This is a genomic window from Bacteroides faecis (assembly GCF_020091505.1).
Classification (GTDB): domain Bacteria; phylum Bacteroidota; class Bacteroidia; order Bacteroidales; family Bacteroidaceae; genus Bacteroides; species Bacteroides faecis.
Window position 1 is genome coordinate 3692791 of record NZ_CP081916.1, and the last position, 18243, is coordinate 3711033.

Annotated in this window: 15 protein-coding genes; 12 read left to right on the plus strand and 3 right to left on the minus strand. The window is 39.8% G+C overall.

What is annotated here, in order from left to right:
• The first annotated feature begins 11 nt into the window (after positions 1 to 11).
• Both K6V30_RS14355 and K6V30_RS14360 read left to right on the plus strand, forming a co-directional pair.
• Entirely contained in the window at positions 12 to 1784 is a 1773-nt protein-coding gene (locus K6V30_RS14355; RefSeq protein ID WP_055269200.1) for an alkaline phosphatase family protein, read from the plus strand.
• 160 nt (positions 1785 to 1944) lie between these two features.
• On the plus strand, positions 1945 to 2697 hold the full coding sequence (locus K6V30_RS14360) for a hypothetical protein (protein WP_010537550.1): 753 nt from the start codon (positions 1945 to 1947) through the stop codon (positions 2695 to 2697).
• A 105-nt stretch (positions 2698 to 2802) separates the two neighbouring features.
• Here K6V30_RS14360 and K6V30_RS14365 read toward each other — a convergent pair whose 3' ends face one another.
• Entirely contained in the window at positions 2803 to 3444 is a 642-nt protein-coding gene (locus K6V30_RS14365) for an HU family DNA-binding protein (RefSeq protein ID WP_008760576.1), read from the minus strand.
• 299 nt (positions 3445 to 3743) lie between these two features.
• Between K6V30_RS14365 and K6V30_RS14370 the strand changes: the two genes are divergently transcribed.
• From K6V30_RS14370 to K6V30_RS14395, 6 genes are all read left to right on the plus strand, one after another.
• Entirely contained in the window at positions 3744 to 5039 is a 1296-nt protein-coding gene (locus K6V30_RS14370) for a DUF3874 domain-containing protein (RefSeq protein ID WP_010537551.1), read from the plus strand.
• Between the two features lie 246 nt (positions 5040 to 5285).
• The gene (locus tag K6V30_RS14375) at positions 5286 to 6737 is read left to right on the plus strand and encodes a leucine-rich repeat domain-containing protein (protein WP_055269199.1); all 1452 of its coding nucleotides are present in this window, start codon (positions 5286 to 5288) and stop codon (positions 6735 to 6737) included.
• Positions 6738 to 6954: 217 nt separating this feature from the next.
• Complete coding sequence (locus K6V30_RS14380) at positions 6955 to 8373, plus strand: MotA/TolQ/ExbB proton channel family protein (RefSeq protein WP_055269198.1); 1419 nt, start codon at positions 6955 to 6957, stop codon at positions 8371 to 8373.
• Positions 8357 to 8803 (plus strand): ExbD/TolR family protein, encoded by a 447-nt coding sequence (locus K6V30_RS14385; protein ID WP_055269197.1) that lies wholly within the window; start codon positions 8357 to 8359, stop codon positions 8801 to 8803. Before K6V30_RS14380 ends, K6V30_RS14385 begins: the two co-directional genes overlap by 17 nt.
• Positions 8804 to 8807: 4 nt before the next feature.
• On the plus strand, positions 8808 to 9233 hold the full coding sequence (locus K6V30_RS14390; protein ID WP_055269196.1) for an ExbD/TolR family protein: 426 nt from the start codon (positions 8808 to 8810) through the stop codon (positions 9231 to 9233).
• Positions 9208 to 10731: a hypothetical protein gene (locus K6V30_RS14395; RefSeq protein WP_010537557.1), complete on the plus strand. Its 1524-nt coding sequence runs from the start codon at positions 9208 to 9210 to the stop codon at positions 10729 to 10731. Before K6V30_RS14390 ends, K6V30_RS14395 begins: the two co-directional genes overlap by 26 nt.
• A 237-nt stretch (positions 10732 to 10968) precedes the next feature.
• Here K6V30_RS14395 and K6V30_RS14405 read toward each other — a convergent pair whose 3' ends face one another.
• Both K6V30_RS14405 and K6V30_RS14410 read right to left on the minus strand, forming a co-directional pair.
• A complete protein-coding gene (locus tag K6V30_RS14405; RefSeq protein WP_224207319.1) occupies positions 10969 to 11379 on the minus strand; it encodes an outer membrane beta-barrel protein in 411 nt (136 codons plus the stop codon).
• Positions 11292 to 11933 carry a carboxypeptidase-like regulatory domain-containing protein gene (locus tag K6V30_RS14410; RefSeq protein ID WP_224207155.1) on the minus strand — a complete coding sequence of 214 codons (642 nt, stop codon included), beginning with the start codon at positions 11931 to 11933 and terminating at the stop codon, positions 11292 to 11294. The genes K6V30_RS14405 and K6V30_RS14410 overlap by 88 nt, the downstream gene beginning before the upstream one ends.
• A gap of 369 nt (positions 11934 to 12302) precedes the next feature.
• On the opposite strand from K6V30_RS14410, the gene K6V30_RS14415 reads away from it, so the two are divergent.
• The 4 genes from K6V30_RS14415 (at position 12303) to K6V30_RS14430 (ending at position 18223) form a co-directional block, all read left to right on the plus strand.
• Positions 12303 to 14648, plus strand: coding sequence for a beta-galactosidase (locus K6V30_RS14415; RefSeq protein WP_055269236.1), 2346 nt, complete (start codon positions 12303 to 12305; stop codon positions 14646 to 14648).
• 231 nt (positions 14649 to 14879) lie between these two features.
• Positions 14880 to 15845, plus strand: coding sequence for a tyrosine-type DNA invertase cluster 3b (locus tag K6V30_RS14420; protein ID WP_055269193.1), 966 nt, complete (start codon positions 14880 to 14882; stop codon positions 15843 to 15845).
• Positions 15846 to 16236: 391 nt separating this feature from the next.
• Complete coding sequence (locus tag K6V30_RS14425) at positions 16237 to 16986, plus strand: YjbH domain-containing protein (RefSeq protein ID WP_010537563.1); 750 nt, start codon at positions 16237 to 16239, stop codon at positions 16984 to 16986.
• Between the two features lie 4 nt (positions 16987 to 16990).
• On the plus strand, positions 16991 to 18223 hold the full coding sequence (locus tag K6V30_RS14430; RefSeq protein ID WP_055269192.1) for a YjbH domain-containing protein: 1233 nt from the start codon (positions 16991 to 16993) through the stop codon (positions 18221 to 18223).
• Positions 18224 to 18243 lie beyond the last annotated feature (20 nt).

Below are 18243 nucleotides of genomic sequence, written 5' to 3' on the forward strand. Positions count from 1 at the left end.
ATTTATATCAGATGAATAAACTATCACATATTTTCACATACAGCTTGCTTGTTGTTTGTGTCCTGGCATTTAACTACGCTTGCACGGAATACGATACACCTGCTGAAATAGCAGACGATGGAACTATAGATACCGGCATATCTACCAAAATCCATCGTAAAGTATTGTGGATAAATATAGATGGTGCGGTTGGTGAAGTGGTGAAGAACTCCCTTCCTGCCGACGGTGCCATCGCTAAGATGCTGAAAAATAGTAAATATTCGTGGGCGGGAGTGAGTGACAATCGTACCCTGTCTGTCGAAAGGAACGAAGACCCTGTAACGTGGGCAACCATGCTCACTGGGGTCATACCCGAAAAACACAGTATAACAGATGATTCTTATACTGCTAATGTGGAGTACAATCCGAACAATCCGAATGAAAAGGTCATTCATTATCAAAATGTAATTAGTTATATTTCGAATAATGACGTGAATATGCTTTCATTATGTGTGACACCTTGGGCGAAACTGAACAAAAATATGCTTAATAATGCTAAGACTACCATTACTTCAGAAAATGACGTTCAAACCCGGGATGTGGTTCTTAATCATATTGTGAATGAAGATTACACATTCATTTTGGCCGATTTCTCAGGAATGTTGGAGGCCGGGAAGAGTGGGGGATTCAAAGCGGACAACGCCTCTTATGTCAGTGCACTTAAAACTATAGACGGATACATTGGTGAATTTTTGTCGGCGATTGATGCCCGTGAGAATGCATTTTACGAAGACTGGCTTATTGTTGTAACTTCCAATCACGGTGGATCGGCTGACGGTCGTTATGGTGGCGCTTCGGAAGTGGAGCGTAATACGTTTGGTCTGTTTTACTACAATCATTATACGGAAAAACATTTGAATGGTAATAGACTATACGGCGCATATTTTGATTCTCAGAATGAATACAAGGCTGTCGTTTTTGATAGTATAGGTAAATATTATTCTTTAGGTATGGATGCATTTTCAATGGAGATCATAATGCGTATGGTTCCTAGGCAGGACGGCACATATAATGGTAACAATTGGGATCGCATACTTGGAAAAGCCGGCTGGGGACTATATAGGCAGAGAGGAACTGTATCCATGAGAACAAATCCTAAGGAAGGTCCTGCTCTTGAGCAAGCTATTACCGGATACAATGATTCTAAATGGCATCACTATGGTGTTAGCATAAGTTCTGCTGCCTCCGGAAGGAGAAAGTGGCTCATCACTTTAGATGGTAAGTTACAGGGATCGGGAACCACGGATACCCAGGGATTGGCTCCGGATTCAAGTCTTTTTGCGATAGGTGGTTATTCTGTACCAACTTCCTATTATATATCGGAAGTACGTCTATGGAAAAAGGATCTTGCTGAAAGAGAATTTTTGCAACTATCGGGAGAAATTGATATTGAACCTTCAGGTGATATGCTCGGCTATTGGAAATTTAAGCCAACAGAGCAACTTGAGAAATTAGAGGAGGATACATTAGTAATTAAAAATCAGATACAGGGTGGACTGAATATGTATTATATTAAAGATAAAACCAGCAGTTCTCCGGATATCGAACAGAAAGCCTCTGCCATGTTTGCAAATACCTTGCCTACCAATGTCAATGCTGAAAGAATCTGTGTTGAGAATACGCTGATAGTACCGCAAATTCTCTATTGGTTAGGCATCTCGGCGCCATCCACATTAGATGGATACGTGTTTATCAATAACTACGCGCTTTCAGAAGAATGGCGCGAAGAGGTGGATACGGAATAATCTGACGAAAATAAGAAAACTCTTGTCCGATGGTGGAATGAATGGAGGAGGACCGATTAAATATCAAATATTTGTGTCGGTACTCCTTCTCCTTGGATAAGACTTTAATCCACAGATATTTAGTTACTTGTTGATTTTGTTGGATGTAAAAGAATCTTTTATGAAAGCAATTAAATTATCAATCCTGTTTCTTGTCCAGATCCTATTTCTTTCATGTAGCGAACAAGTGTATGTCGATGGTACTTCCAAGCAAGTTATAAAAAGAGATAAGATGATTACTCAGGCTATCAGTCAACTGACACCCAAAAACAAACTGCTTGCAAGGGAAATTAATAAAAATGTTCAGGATACCATACTTGAACGGCTAAACATGAATATTGCAGGGAGATGGCATGATTCATCCTTGTCCTTAACTTTGATGAAGTCCACTATAAAGTTTGTACCGGTTATTGATTCGCCTTCAAGATTATATTTAGTGGACGATTCCGAAAAGGTATTTAGAATTCCAGAAAAGTTTGCTTGTTTTTATGGGCAGAATGATAATGGGGAAACAATCTATTTTTATGCTATATATCATGCTGAAAACTTTATGAAAGATGCTAATCCGAAAAGTTATTACCAAGGATATGTTGAAGTGTTTGGGAAGGAAGCTGCGGACAAGATGGTAGAAAGTAGCATAAAGAGGACAGAAGCGGAAAGATGGGAAATTATGCCGTTTACACCGCAAAAAAATGGAACAAAGAAGTTTGAATATGCTAGAGAACATTCTGATGATGGGACATTTTTTATTTTGACTCGCGAAAATACTTATCCTCATATATGTTTCTTTAAGGATAAAAAGCCTTATTATTGTTGGGGAGCAAATCAAGATGAATTATCTATGGAGCCATTGGAAAATTATTTGAAACCATAGTTAATACGAACTAATTGTGCATAATTAATCAGCCCTTCACCTTCTCTCTACATCTCTTATCAAATGGGAGAGAACGGGTGAAGGGCTTCCTGTTTCATCGCTCTTTCATCGTTCTTTGTATTTTAAATCTACCGATACCCTGTAATTACCCGGAACCGGAGTATAAATCGGTTGATAGATCGTCCCTTTATTTTGCAATTTCTTTTCTGCCATTAACCTCTTGATATGGCGATATGCAGTGATTTGCGTCATTCCGCAGAGGTATTGAAAGTCTTTCCGGGTGATAATCTGGTTTTCAGCAAAATATTCAGTCAGTTTCATGTCAATTTCTACTTCTGATAAATTGGCGGAGTGTGGTCTTATTTTAGAACGCTGGAATTTCATGTGACACAATTCCCCTTTCAATTCTTTATCAGCTTTAAACTTTATAGCTTTCAATTTTACCCGGTGCACACGTTTGTCTTTCGGGTTACGTATTTCTTCTTCGCAGGAAAGAGTGACCTGAAAGAATCCTAATCCGTCGACATGCACCTTTTTACCTTCCAGAAGGCACTGGGCTACTTCATTTTTCAGTTCTTCCAAGGTTGAAATAATGTCCGATACTCTTAATGTGGAGCGATCATGGATGCGATAAGCCAGTTTCTCGGTATTGACAGTTTCAAAACTTACCGGACGGGCATGATAACGCGTCTTGTTCTTTTTCTCCTTTGGCATCGGAGTCTTGTATAATTCAAATTGTACTGCCATTTCTGCTTTATCTTTAAATGATTTCTTGTTTTTAGTGCTGATATCTTATACTTATCATTGCTATGATAAGATCTTATCATAATAATGACGCTATTTTATCATAAAAGTGATAATATCTCATCACATCTGTGATAAGTATAATTTGTCGGTAACAAAGATAAGGTTTAATAGTATGATAAACAAGAAATGACAGGATAATAATGATAAGTCTGGTTTTCAAAAAATGAATAGGAAAGAAAGTTGCAAATGGCTTTTTTTTGATATTATATTCGCATCCATTAATTATAAAAAAGAAGAAAATGGAACAAAAAAATGGTTGGTTTGCCTTTTGGCAAAAATTGATGAAGTGTCTTTCAAAACAAGATGAAACGGGAGTAGGGGATACAAAAAGTGTAGCACCTGTCAATACTATTATTCAGTCGATTAAGGAGGTATCATCGTCTAAAGAAAAAGACTCATCGAAAGTGAAGTCACTAACTGAGAGCGTAGATACTTTTTTAAAATCCCGCTATGATTTCCGCTACAATGTGCTGACAGAAGAAACGGAATATCGTTTGTTGGAACGAATGGAGGAAGGATTTGCACCTGTGAGTCAGCGTGTCTTAAATACATTCTGCCTGGAAGCTCACGAATCAGGTATTTCTTGTTGGGATCGTGATCTTTCACGCTGTATTTTCTCCACCCGTATTGCAGAGTATCATCCTTTCAAACTTTATTTGGAAGAATTGCCGGTATGGGATGGAGTGGATCGCTTGGCGGCTTTGGCACGCAGAGTTTCGAGAGACCAATTGTGGGTGAAAGAATTCCATATATGGATGCGGGGTATGACAGCACAATGGATGGGGGTTACGGGAAGTCATGCCAATAGTGTGGCGCCTTTGCTTATCAGTACGGAGCAAGGATATTTCAAGTCTACTTTTTGCAAATCGCTACTTCCTCCTGCGCTTCAGCGTTATTATATGGATAAGGTGGATTTAACCAGTCAAGGGCATATAGAACGGAGATTGGCGGAGATGGGACTTCTCAATCTGGATGAGTTTGATAAATATGCTCCGACGAAAATGCCGTTATTGAAGAATCTGATGCAGATGGCTTCATTAAGCCTGTGCAAAGCTTATCAGAAAAATTATCGCTCGCTACCTCGTATAGCATCTTTCATCGGGACATCGAATCGAAAAGATTTGTTGACTGACCCGACCGGTAGCCGCAGGTTTATTTGTGTGCTGGTAGAATATCCTATCGATTGTGAGGGGATTGACTATGCGCAACTTTATGCTCAATTGAAAGCGGAGATTTTGGCCGGTGAACATTATTGGTTTACCAAAGAGGAAGAGACGGAATTGCAGCAAAGTAACATGATGTTCTATCGTCAGGGACCTGTGGAAGACGTTTTGCGTTCCTGTTATCGGGCGGCAGAAAAAGGGGAAGAGTGTGAACTGCTTTCGTCTGCTGATATCTTTCAGCGGTTGAAGAAGAAAAATCCGGCAGCTATGCGTGGGGCAAATCCGGCGAGTTTGGCACAAATACTGATAGCAGTGGGGATAGAACGTAAGCATACCAAGTTTGGGAATGTGTATCGGGTAGTCTCCGTCTGATGGGAGGTGAAGCGGATGGTGAACAAGAGACCTTCACCCGCAATCGTCGTGCCAGAGGGAGTTGTGAAGGGTGAAGGGAGGAAAGGGGATTTGCTTATTTGGGATGAAAAATTGTATCCTTTTTGGGGACACTCTTTCCTTTTCTTTTTCGTTTTTTCTTCTTATCTTGCGAATGATAATTCATCTCATGTAAAAAGGTGAAGTAGAGAGATGTTTGATTATGGACAACATAAAATTTAATAGAAAATGAAAAACATTATTTTAATAGTAAGTTTATTATTGATGGGTGTGAGTAGTCGGGCAGACATATTGAACTCTTCTGATAATAAGAATGTGGCAGATAAATTTGATCCGATGCTTAAAGCAGCGTTGTTCCAAATGAAGATTATAGCTGATACCAGCTCTATTTTATTATCGGATATTGATTACGTGGAGGATTTGGAGCTGAAAACCAGTTTATGGATTGATAATGAAGTGAATAGAGCGAAAACTACGAGGCATGAAATTACCTCATTAAAAGGCCTTGAGTATTTTTCTTCTCTACGTCGGTTAAAATTGGTGGGAAATCGGACTGATACATTGGAGTGTATTCCTGATTTTTCTAGATTTAAAGAACTTCGTGAGTTGGAAATTATACAAATCTACCTTCCGAAACTGGATATAAGTGGTTGTAAAAATCTCACGACTTTAAGTTGTAGAAGTTGTGATTTGAATACGATAGACTTGAAAAAGAATATTCAATTAAGAACTTTAGATTGTACTTATAACCGACTGACAGAATTGGATCTTAGTCATAATAAACAACTTCGAACGGTTATTGTTAAATCTCAAAGAAATAAAGGATTACTTTCGGAAGGAGGTCGTGCCGGGATATTATCTAAGTTGATTCTTCCGGATAACCGATCGAATACAGAAGGAATAAGTATACTTGAATGTTCGGATAATAATCTGGAGAAATTGGATATTAGTCGATCACCGCATCTTAGAAAAATAAATTGTAGTTGGAATAAGCTAAAAGCACTTGAAACATCACATAATCAAGAATTGCGGGAACTAAATTGTGAAGCAAATTATATTGGAGAGTTGGATTTTAGTGCTAACCTAAAGATGGAATTTTTAACTTGCGGATTGCAGGGATATGAGTGGATACGCCAAGAAGGGAATGATTATCGTTTATTGAAGAAATTGATACTCCCTGAGCAAAAAGAGAATGTGGAAGGAGTTTCGCTGCGTAAACTTTCTATTAAAGAAATATCAGAAGAAGCAATTCCGGTTTTTAGTGACTACCCTTATTTAAAAGAATTAAATTGTGCTGATAACAGACTAAAAACAATTGATCTTAGTGCAAATATATATTTGGAGGTTTTGGATTGTAGTAGTAATGCTATATCTCAGCTTGATTTACATTCAAATGTCAACTTGTATTCGTTGAATATTTTAAATTGTCCATTGCAAGTACTGGACTTGTCTCAGACAAAAGTGAAGCTAATTATGTGTGATTTCTATGATAGAAGAGAGAGGGGTGTGAAAAATGGATACATATCTGCTTTGTATTTAAAATTGATTGTTCCTAAAGGATACCATGCTGAAACTATAAACTTTAGAACCCCCACCTTAGAAACTGCCTCTTTTAAAAATGGCTCTATATATAATTATTTACCTCCACAATATGTCAGGATGGTAGTGTCAGGAAAATAGATACAAAACCTGATATAGCAGATAAAAAATAGTTGGAAATTTCTGGTAATGGATTATTTTTAAACCTATTGAGCGATTTTTGAACTCTTTATTCTGTCTCATTTTAAGGAATTGGAGTATTTTGAATGATTTGAGTACTCATTTCTTTTCTATTTTTATCAACTTTGCCACCATCAATTTCTACGATGATTTTAAATTTTATAAAAATAGAATAGACATGAATGGCACAAAAATGAAGAATCTTTTTGGGAAAGGTATGTTAGGTATACTCCTTGGGGGGATAATAACACTTTCTGTTTATCCGCTTTCAGCCCAAACAAATAGTAGATCCGGTAAAGGATTATATGAAATCTTTAGTACTAAAATACCGGACGGGGCGCAGTGGAAAGCTCAGGATAATAAATTTGTCCGTGATGGGGGATACTCTAAAAAATCAGAAAATTATATATATGTAGGAGCCTCTAAAAGTCCGGCAGAGTTGACCGGGCTATCCATTCCTATTCGCGAGAATCCGGGACCGGGTGAGTTTCGCTATATCACTTTTGCCTGGGTAAAATGGGGAGGTGATCAAATTGGAATGAAATTTCATGTTTCCGAAAAGTCTGCAAATCAAAAAGGCAAGAAATATGATTTTACTTATATAGCCGGCAAATCCAAGGATTTGATAAATCCGATGGAAGGTCTTAATCTCGGTGAGCTACCGGGACACTGGATGGTGATGACCAGGGACTTATGGAAAGATTTTGGTAATATTACGTTGACCGGTATTTCTTTTATCTGCCCGGAGAGGCGTGATGCGGGATTTGATGAAATCTTTCTCGCTAAGACACAGGATGATATAAAGAATGCTCCGAAAGTACTTCCGAGCGAAATTGCAACTCCGGTACCCGTTGATGGAGAAGAGGAAGGGCTGGTATATGAAGAGGGAACAACTAATGAGGATGAACAACCGCAAGGAGTACAGATTGACTGGGCTGCACAGATTAAAGCGGGAGGATTCATGATGTATCCGTTGTATTTGCTTGGATTGCTTGCCTTAGTAATAGCTTTGCAACGCTTGCTAACTTCAAGAGAAGGAAGATTGGCACCCAAAGGACTGCGTAAAACAGTCAGCGAATGCCTTGCACAAGGAGATTTGAAAGGTGCGATTGCAGCCTGTGATAAATACCCTTCCACATTAGGAAATTCGCTGCGTTTTATTTTCGAGCATGTGAAAGCCGGAAGAGAAGCTGTCAGCCAGACAGCTGGTGATATGGCCGCACGTGATATCCGTACACATTTGTCACGCATATATCCTTTGTCAGTCATAGCTTCCCTGTCGCCCCTTATCGGTTTGCTGGGAACAGTTGTCGGTATGATCGAAGCATTTGGTCTGGTAGCATTGTATGGTGACGAAGGCGGCGCTTCTATATTGTCCGATTCTATTTCAAAAGCTTTGATTACGACTGCTGCCGGTTTGATCATCGCAGCTCCTGCCATTGCTTTGTATTTCATTATTAAAAATCGTATTATGAAATTGGCTTCTTTGGTGGAAGTAGAAGTTGAAAATGTAATTACTACTCTCTATCTGGAAGGAGATTCGACGGATATGAACACACCGGGGAGTAAGGAGGAGAAGCATGAGACTAAACTATGATGAAGAAGACAAAGTAGAGGTGCAGATGTCGCCCTTGATAGACTGCGTCTTTCTGCTACTGATCTTCTTCCTTGTGACTACTATGATGAAGAAGTGGGAAATGCAAATACCTTTATCACTTCCTTCAATGACTTCCAGCTTGTCTACCACCCGCGCCGGAGAGGAAGCTGTTATCATAGCAGTGGATGAGGAGAAAAATATGTATCAGGTAGTAGGACATGATGCGTATACTGGTGAGAACCACTATGTGCCGATTTCTGATCTGAATACTTTCCTTACAGAACTCCGCAACAGTGAAGGTACGGAAATTGCTATTGATGTGGCGGCTTACCGGACTGTACCCGTAAATACGGTAATAGAGATATTCGATCAATGTCAAATACAAGGATTCACGCGTACGCGTGTCCGTTTGGGTAGTAAACCTTATTAAGCTTATGAGACTATCACTATTTAATAATGAAGATGAACCGGAAGTGTCTATGTCGCCCTTGATCGACTGTGTGTTTCTGCTATTGATCTTCTTTCTTGTCTCTACAATGACGAAGGTGAAAAACAGGGATATTTCAGTGGATCTGCCGACTTCGGAATCAGCTATAAAACTGAAACCGGATGATAAACAGGCTATTGTAGGACTGGATGCTGAAGGTAACTTCTATTGGGACGGACAACCTTGTTCGACTAATTTTATGATGGAACAATTGCGGGAGACCTGTATCTCTGATCCGGGTCAGCGTATCCGCATTGATATGGATAAAAACACTCCATTCGGACGTTTTGTGGAAGTAATGGATGCTTGTCAGTTTTATAATTTAACGAATATAGGAATACGAACATATGACGAAAACTACAACAGGGAGTAGCCGTCTGACGGTTATCCTATCATGGGTTATTGCGCTGGTCTGTCTGGTAGGAGGAGCGTTGTTTATCTGGCTGATGCCATCACCAGGACAGGGAGCTATTGACTTGCAAGCGAAAAAACAGAAATCTCCGAAAAGTATCAGTGATAAAATAAAGCAGGAGCAGGCTCAGCGGGAGCTTCCCGCTAATTATTCTGAGCAATTAGTGAAGCAGTCGGAAGTATTGGTCAAGAAAAATTTGGAAGATCAGCTTCGCAAATTTCAGGAAATGGCTAAGAAGATGAGGCAGCGGAAAAATGAATTGTTGACTAAAGTAGAGCAAAGAAAGTTACCACGTACGGCACCGGATGATGCTAATGATACTTCGAAAGCAAGGAATATTCCGCAGGCGGGCAAGTTATCTGCGAATCCGTCGGTAGATGATATGTATGCTCTTTTAAGAGAATATGAGGCTGAAATACAGCAGAACCATTTGGCTGCCAATGCAGCTAAACAGGCGCTTTCCAAGGGACTTTCGTTTCCCGAGGTTTATAGTTCTCTGAAGACAGGTTCTTCCCGTATGCCAAGTTTTGATGAACTGATTCGAATGCAGACTAAAGGAGGGGAATGGGCTACTTCAGCGGGAAGTAATGCCAGCGCAGGTCTGGAAATAAAAAGTACGGCAGACTTGAACAATTACCGTGGTCTGTTGGGACAAGCGACCCGACAAGCCGGACTTGCTCAATCTCGGTTGGAAAATCTCTTTGGAGTAGTGAAGCAGGTCGGAAAGCCCGGTGGCGGCTTTGGAATTGGCAATGGTCAGCCGGGCGGAGGTGAAGGCAGTGGCAATGGGAACGGTTTCGGTGGCATGGGGGAGGCAGCTCAGGGCAGTGGAAACAGACGTCCGATGAATGCTTATGCAGGTCCCCGGCTTAATCAGGAAATGGTAAAAGCTCAAGCATTGCCCGGACGGCGTTTCTCAAAAAGCGCGGATCGTAAAGGGTGGTTATATATTAACACATGGTATATGATAGGACCATGGGAAAGCTTTGGGCGAGAGGACTTTTCGATTGTCCATCCGCCTGAGATATCTGTGGACTTTGATGCGGTATATACTGACGGACAAGTAGGTACAGGGGTGATGGAAACGGATTCTCATCCGATAAAGGTCATAGGGGAAGAAGTGTATTTGGATGGTACGCTGCGATGGAAGTTTATGCAAAGTGAATCAATGCATAATACGGTTCCTGTCACTACCGGACATTCTACTTATTACGCTTATACTGAACTCTACTTTGATGAGGCTACTACAATGCTGGTTGCCATTGGCACGGACGATAGTGGCCGGGTATGGATAAACGGTAAGGATGTATGGCGTGATTATGGGACCAGTTGGTACAACATTGATGAACATATTGCTCCTTTCCAGTTTCGACAGGGATGGAACCGTATTCTTGTTCGATTGGAAAATGGTGGAGGAGGAGCGTGTGGTTTCAGTTTCTTAATTATTCCACAAGAATGATGTCATGGTACATATTGGTCGGCGTATAGAAGATGAATTGCATAAGCGGGGATTATCCGTGAGTTGGTTTGCTGAACAGCTTTGTTGTTCGCGAACCAACGTATACAAAATCTTTGAGAAATCAAGTGTTGATACCGAACTTCTTTTGCGAATTTCTAGTATCTTACAGTGTGATTTCTTTCAGTGCTATTCAGAATGTTTGAAAGGAGGGGTCAAAAGTAACTAAACTCTCTGTCATTAATAATCCTTGCTCCGTGTTGACTGACGCTTTCCTTTGTTGCCGAAGGTGTTGAACCGATAGGCAATATATGCCATAAAGTATACGTTATAAGTACTGGATTCTCTATCGGTGATTGAATTTTCGGAAATGGAACGTTCCGAACTTTCGTTCTCACGGAGGATATCATATAGGTGAAATCGGATGGTTGCTTTTTTCTTTTTGAGGAAGCTTTTTGAAATTTGGGCATTCCATAGGGTACGGTTAGTGTCATTTTTACCTCCATATCCTCTTTTTAACCTGCAATCAATATTAGATGAAATTTTGATATCCCAAGGTAAGTTTAAATTAGCTTCCGCTCCGAATGTATAATCAAATGTTTCCCGTTGGTTATCCTTTTTGATAGAATGTTCAGATTTTTGATATCTGATTCCTGCCGATAATTTTTTATTTCTTCTCCGTTGATGGTTAGCTTGCCGTCTTCGTTAATTTCTGCTCCGGATAATTTCTTGACTAATTCTTCCAGTGCTGCTCCTTCATTGACACGGTATGCAGAGGCATTATAGGCGGTTGTGTCACCTGCAACCACTACCGGGGGAGCTTGTGCTACGATAACAGTTTCTTTTAGAAGTATAGCATCGGGTTTCAGTTCAATTTTGCCAAGTTGGATGATTGGCTTAGTTGTATTGTTTATTTGCAGGGTTTTAAATTCAGTAGTGAATCCGATAAACGACAACTTAATCAGAAAATGTCCGGGAGGAGCTGTAAGTGTAAAATTACCTTGTTCCAGGCTGGAAACTCCTTTTACATAATTACTGTCGGGCAGAGATAATAACTGTATGGTAGCTTGTCCGATAGGGAGCTGAGTATCTTCTTCCAGAATAGTCCCCTGAATAGTGACATGTTTAGTTTGCGCTTGAACAAAAGCAACATCTATACATGATATAAATAGTATGAATAGTAGTATGTAAGTCTTTTCGTTCATAAGGTTACCCATTATGAGGCGTTTTAGTGTTTATGGTATCGGTCACAAAGGTCTTAATTTTTTTTGTAAAGTAAGTTTTTTAAGAGATAAATAAAGTTTGAATTTTGACCACAATGGTTTAAAAATAGTTCAAAATGCCGGATTCTTGCAAATTGAATGATAATTGTTCTGTTTTGACTGATTTGAGGACCTTTGTATAATAATAATGTCTCATCTTTGCAACGGATGAAGTTTTCAATAGGTAATAGTTTTGATTTTAGGGTAACAACCAGGATTAGTTTTTAAATTCTCTGTCGGTCTTAATGGAAACATTGACCGGCAGAGAATTTCTTGAGAATTTTAATGTATCATGAAAACAATAGATTGAAAATGAAAAAGCCTTTATTGTATTTACTTGTTTTATTGGTTGCTGTTTTTAGCACTTCCTGTACCCAATCTTCCAAAGGGACTTTTGAGGTAGGAGATAAGACTTTCCTGCTCAATGGAGAGCCGTTTGTAGTGAAAGCTGCGGAAATTCATTATCCTCGTATTCCTAAAGAATATTGGGAGCATCGTATCAAAATGTCTAAAGCTTTAGGCATGAATACCATTTGTCTTTATGTGTTCTGGAACTTTCATGAACCGGAAGAAGGAAAATACGACTTTACCGGTCAGAAGGATATCGCTGCATTTTGCCGCATGGCACAAGAAAACGGAATGTACGTCATTGTACGTCCCGGACCTTACGTTTGCGCAGAATGGGAAATGGGCGGACTACCTTGGTGGTTGCTGAAAAAAGAAGATATCAAACTTCGTGAACAGGACCCTTATTATATGGAACGTGTAAAATTGTTTATGAACGAAGTAGGCAAACAACTGGCTGACCTCCAGATTAGTAAAGGTGGTAATATTATTATGGTACAAGTGGAGAATGAATATGGTTCGTTTGGTATAGACAAACCATATATTGCTGCCATAAGGGATATGGTGAAACAGGCCGGTTTCACGGGAGTTCCTTTATTCCAATGTGACTGGAATTCTAATTTTGAAAATAATGCATTGGATGATTTACTTTGGACAGTTAATTTCGGTACAGGGGCTAATATCGATCAGCAGTTTGAACGTTTGAAGGAACTTCGCCCCAATACTCCGTTAATGTGCAGTGAGTTCTGGTCCGGATGGTTCGACCATTGGGGAGCCAAGCACGAGACACGCAGTGCGGAAGAATTGGTGAAGGGGATGAAAGAGATGCTCGACCGTAATATTTCGTTCAGTTTATATATGACCCACGGAGGTACTAGCTTCGGACATTGGGGCGGAGCGAATTTTCCAAATTTCTCACCGACTTGTACTTCTTATGATTATGATGCACCGATTAATGAATCGGGGAAAGTTACTCCTAAATTCTTAGAAGTCCGTGATTTGCTGAAACAGTATTTGCCGGAAGGTGAAGAACTGGCGCCTATACCGGATTCTATTCCGACAATAGCTGTTCCTGAATTTAAGTTGGATGAAGTAGCCGTCTTATTTGATAATTTGCCGGAACCGAAGATTAGCAAAGATATCAAGTCGATGGAAGCGTTTGACCAGGGATGGGGTAGTATTTTATATCGTACCACTCTTCCGGCCTCTAAAGAAGAACAAACTTTAATTATAACTGAAGCCCATGACTGGGCACAGGTTTTCCTGAATGGAAAGAAGCTGGCTACGTTAAGTCGCTTGAAGGGTGAAGGTACAGTGATACTTCCTCCGATGAAAGAAGAGGCCCGACTGGATATTCTGGTAGAAGCAATGGGACGTATGAACTTCGGTAAAGGAATTTATGACTGGAAAGGTATTACCGAAAAGGTAGAATTGCAATCGAATGATGGGAATATTACATCTTTGAAAGACTGGCAGGTATATAACATCCCGGTTGATTATTCATTTGCACAAAATAAAAAATATGAGAAACGGGATAATACAGAAAAATATCCTGCATATTATCGCGGAACATTTACTTTGGATAAAGTGGGCGATACCTTCCTGAATATGATGAACTGGAGTAAGGGGATGGTCTGGATCAATGGCCATGCAGTGGGCCGTTATTGGGAAATCGGACCTCAGCAGACATTGTATGTTCCGGGATGTTGGTTGAAAGAAGGTGATAATGAGGCTGTTATATTGGATATGGCTGGTCCTGTAAAAGCTGAAACGGAAGGATTGGAACAACCGATACTGGATAATTTACGAGTACATGGTGCTGCATATGCTCATCGTAAAGTTGGGGAAAATCTGGATTTGACAGAAGAAACTCCTGTTTATGAAGGAACCTTCAAGCCGGGAAATGGTTGGCAACATGTGAAGTTTGATAAGGAGGTGCCTACCCGTTATTTCTGTATGGAGGCTTTGAATGCTTATGATGGCAAAGATTATGCGGCTATTGCCGAACTGGAACTATTGGGAACGGACGGTAAGCCATTGTCACGTCAGCATTGGAAAGTGGTTTATGCCGATAGTGAAGAAACGGAAGAAGCTAACAATATAGCAACTAATGTATTTGATTTGCAGGAATCTACTTTCTGGCATACAAATTATTCGACTGCCAAACAGAAGTTCCCCCATCAGATTGTGATTAATCTGGGTGAAGATAAGGTGGTGACCGGATTCTCCTATCTCCCACGTGCCGAGGCGGGTAAGACCGGAATGATCAAAGATTATCGGGTATATATAAAGAAGAATCCCTTTAAGCTTTAAAAGGAAATGAATGTAGAATAACAGATATAGTGTGTATTTATAATTTATAGGGTAAAAGGTTAATTATATTGTTCATTAAATTATGAAATAGAGAGTGGCTTTCACGTGAGTGAAGGTCACTCTTTTAGTTTTGTTCGCAATTAAATTATTTTATAGTAACTAAAACCCTGATAGTGGTTATATTTGTTCTCTCATCTGAGAAGGTGATTTATATAATTAACTAGTGTGCAAATGATGAAAAAAAATGGGTTTAGCCGGTGTGCTGAAATGTACATCGGTCGTTTACGAAAAGAGGGGCGCTATTCAACAGCGCATGTGTATGAAAATGCACTTTTTTCTTTCAGAGGGTTTTGTGGTACCTCTACTGTGTCATTCGGACAAATAACTCGCGAACACTTACGGTGTTATGGGCAGTATCTTTATGAACGTGGTTTAAAGCCTAATACGGTGTCTACGTATATGCGTATGCTACGTAGTATTTATAATCGGGGAGTGGAGTCGGGAAGGGCACCTTATGTTCACCGATTGTTCCATGAGGTGTATACGGGAGTGGATGTCCGCCAAAAGAAAGCTTTGCCGGTAACAGAGTTGCACAGGCTTCTATACGAAGATCCGAAATCGGATCATTTGCGGCGTACGCAGGCTATTGCTGCTTTGATGTTTCAATTCTGCGGTATGTCGTTCGCTGATTTGGCACATTTGGAGAAGTCATCCTTAGACCGGAATGTTATTTATTATAATCGTATCAAGACGAAGACTCCAATGAGCGTAGAAGTATTGGATACCGCTAAAGATATGATTTATCAGCTCCGGAACAGGCAACCTTCGCTGCGGGACTGTCCTGATTATCTGTTTGGTATCTTGAGTGGTGATAAAAAACGGAAGGATGAAGATGCTTATCGCGAATATCAGTCTGCTCTCCGAAAATTCAATAACCAGTTGAGAGGACTTGCAAAAGCTTTGCACCTGACCTCTCCTGTCACTTCGTATACGATTCGCCATTCATGGGCTACTACTGCGAAATATCGCGGAGTTCCTATTGAAATGATCAGCGAATCGTTAGGGCACAAATCAATCAAAACAACACAAATCTACCTTAAAGGCTTTGCTTTGAAAGAACGTACTGAAGTTAATAAAATGAATTTATCTTACGTAAAGAATTGCTTTGCAAAACGGAGTAATGATACAAAGTACTGATAACCAGTGTGTGTAAGTAGGAGTTACTTCTTAGGTAACGGAAATAATAATGACGCAAAGATAGACAAAAAAATAAATAACAAGCAAGTAAACTATCCTTTTTTTCTTTTTTGATTAAAAAATAAGATAAAAATAGTCCGGAATATGAAAGAACTCTTTTTTCATATTCTAAGATATTTACGTCCTATAATCAAAGAAATTTCACCCTACACCTAGGCTGAGCCTTCTTTGGTAGTCAGATATGTCCTTTTTTTCGTGTTTTTAGAGATTTTTCCCCTTTCCCTGCTTTTTCCGTTACCTAAGAAGTAACAGAAAAAAGAATGGTAAAAATAGAGGATTTATGAATTAAATTGGGGTAAGATCTCTATTTAGGAATACACATAGATAAAAAATGAAACAAATTGAAGCAATTTTGGGGGATATGCTATTTATTCCGTTAAAGGGTGTTGTATTAATTCTGATTCTAATCTTGACAACAAGCCAGATTCATGCACAATATGCTCTTGGGGCAACTGGGCAGATGATGATACCTACAGCCGAGATGCAGGAAACAGGAACCTTTATGGGAAGTGCAAACTTCCTTCCTGAAGAGGTTACACCCCATAAATTTAATTATCCTACCATGAACTATTCTGTTGATATGTCATTATTCTCTTTTGTAGAACTGACTTACCGTATGACATTACTCAAGATGCGAACGTATAATGGCAGAGTTGGTTATCATAATCAAGATCGCTCTAATACTATCCGTATCCGTCCATTGAAAGAAAGCCGTTATTTCCCTGCTGTGGTTATTGGTGCCGATGACCTTTTTACAGAAAAGGCGACTCAGTATTGGGGAGATTATTATGGTGTATTAACTAAGACATTCGGTTTCTGTAAAGGACATCAGTTGGCTGTTACGGCAGGCTGGTATTTTCATCAAGGCAATCAGCCTGCATTCAATAAAGGACCTTTTGGTGGTATCCGTTATACTCCCGCTTTTTGCCGTGAGTTAAAGCTTATGGCAGAATATGATACTCATGGCTGGAATCTTGGAGGAGCAATACGCCTTTGGAAACATTTGTCTATCCATGTGTTTACCCGCGAATTTACTTGTGTTTCTGCGGGCTTGCGTTATGAATGTACTTTAATACATTAAGAAGATGAAAAGAGTATTTAGTATATTATATATTATCTGTTGCTGCACATTGGAAAGTGTAAATGCACAGGCTGTACGGGTATCTGGAGTCTTGAAAGATTTGCAAATGGAAAATATCTCTGTAATACAGAAGCAGGATACGATTACGGCGGCATTTGAAACTTCCGTATATAGGGGATCTTATAATGGTATAGGTATCGCAATACGTCATTTGATAGCTGTTTCGGAGAATTCTACATTGCAGTTAGTTATATTGGATAATGCGCTGCCCCAACTTTGTATCACCTTACCTGCAAAACTGATCGAGGATTATCAATCGGGAAAGTGTGATTTGAATGAGGTGTATCGTACTATGCAGATGACTACTTCTACCCAAACTGCAATGGATGACTTGAAAGGGATAAAACGTGAGTCTACTACTTTTGGTAAGGTGGATTTAGTCGTTTATCCGGGGGTGATGTTGGTTAATAATGTTACTTACAAACTATATAAGGCTGCTTTTGAATTGCAACCGGCGGTAGAAATGCAACTTTGGAAGGGTGCTTCATTAAGGTTACAAGTTTGCTTGCCTGTCATTAACAATGAGCCGGGTAAATGGGATTGTATCCGACCGGGGTATTTGACATTGCGACAGGAATTTCGCTTGGATAATCATTGGAAAGGATACTTGACTGGTGGGAATTTCTCGGATGATCGCCAGGGGCTTGCTGCCGGTATCGGTTATTTCTCATCTGACGGTCGTTGGACAGTGGAAGGAGAAGGCGGTATAACCGGTTCCTCTCATTTATATGGCAGAGACTGGAGAATGAGTAAATGGAAGAGAGTCAATGGACAGTTTAGTGTGGGGTATTATATTCCACAAATGAATACACAGTTAAAGGTCAGTGGAGGCCGGTTTATATATGGAGATTATGGAGTATGCGGAACTCTTTCCCGCTATTTCGGTGAATATATTGTAGGGCTTTATGGTATGTACACAGATGGGGAAACAAATGCCGGATTTCATTTCTCGATTCCTTTGCCGGGCAAGAAGCGCAACCGTCATGCAGTACGTGTAATGCTTCCGGATCATTTTGCTTTTCAGTATGATATGCGTAGCGGGAATGAGTTTGCCCGCCGTGCTTTGGGAGTCAGCTATAGAACAGAACCGAAATCAGCCGAGAATAGCCGTTTCTGGCAACCGGATTATATTCGTTATTATTTGATTCGTACCAATGATAAGACAAAATTTAAATAAGAGTTGATATTAGTAATTTA

What these genes read in the sequence shown, in the direction of transcription:
- K6V30_RS14355 (WP_055269200.1), top strand. Translation starts at nt 12, where the DNA reads ATGAATAAACTATCACATATTTTCACATACAGCTTGCTTGTTGTTTGT.
- K6V30_RS14360 (WP_010537550.1), top strand. Translation starts at nt 1,945, where the DNA reads ATGAAAGCAATTAAATTATCAATCCTGTTTCTTGTCCAGATCCTATTT.
- K6V30_RS14365 (WP_008760576.1), bottom strand. Translation starts at nt 3,444, where the DNA reads ATGGCAGTACAATTTGAATTATACAAGACTCCGATGCCAAAGGAGAAA.
- K6V30_RS14370 (WP_010537551.1), top strand. Translation starts at nt 3,744, where the DNA reads ATGGAACAAAAAAATGGTTGGTTTGCCTTTTGGCAAAAATTGATGAAG.
- K6V30_RS14375 (WP_055269199.1), top strand. Translation starts at nt 5,286, where the DNA reads ATGAAAAACATTATTTTAATAGTAAGTTTATTATTGATGGGTGTGAGT.
- K6V30_RS14380 (WP_055269198.1), top strand. Translation starts at nt 6,955, where the DNA reads ATGAATGGCACAAAAATGAAGAATCTTTTTGGGAAAGGTATGTTAGGT.
- K6V30_RS14385 (WP_055269197.1), top strand. Translation starts at nt 8,357, where the DNA reads ATGAGACTAAACTATGATGAAGAAGACAAAGTAGAGGTGCAGATGTCG.
- K6V30_RS14390 (WP_055269196.1), top strand. Translation starts at nt 8,808, where the DNA reads ATGAGACTATCACTATTTAATAATGAAGATGAACCGGAAGTGTCTATG.
- K6V30_RS14395 (WP_010537557.1), top strand. Translation starts at nt 9,208, where the DNA reads ATGACGAAAACTACAACAGGGAGTAGCCGTCTGACGGTTATCCTATCA.
- K6V30_RS14410 (WP_224207155.1), bottom strand. Translation starts at nt 11,933, where the DNA reads ATGAACGAAAAGACTTACATACTACTATTCATACTATTTATATCATGT.
- K6V30_RS14415 (WP_055269236.1), top strand. Translation starts at nt 12,303, where the DNA reads ATGAAAAAGCCTTTATTGTATTTACTTGTTTTATTGGTTGCTGTTTTT.
- K6V30_RS14420 (WP_055269193.1), top strand. Translation starts at nt 14,880, where the DNA reads ATGATGAAAAAAAATGGGTTTAGCCGGTGTGCTGAAATGTACATCGGT.
- K6V30_RS14425 (WP_010537563.1), top strand. Translation starts at nt 16,237, where the DNA reads ATGAAACAAATTGAAGCAATTTTGGGGGATATGCTATTTATTCCGTTA.
- K6V30_RS14430 (WP_055269192.1), top strand. Translation starts at nt 16,991, where the DNA reads ATGAAAAGAGTATTTAGTATATTATATATTATCTGTTGCTGCACATTG.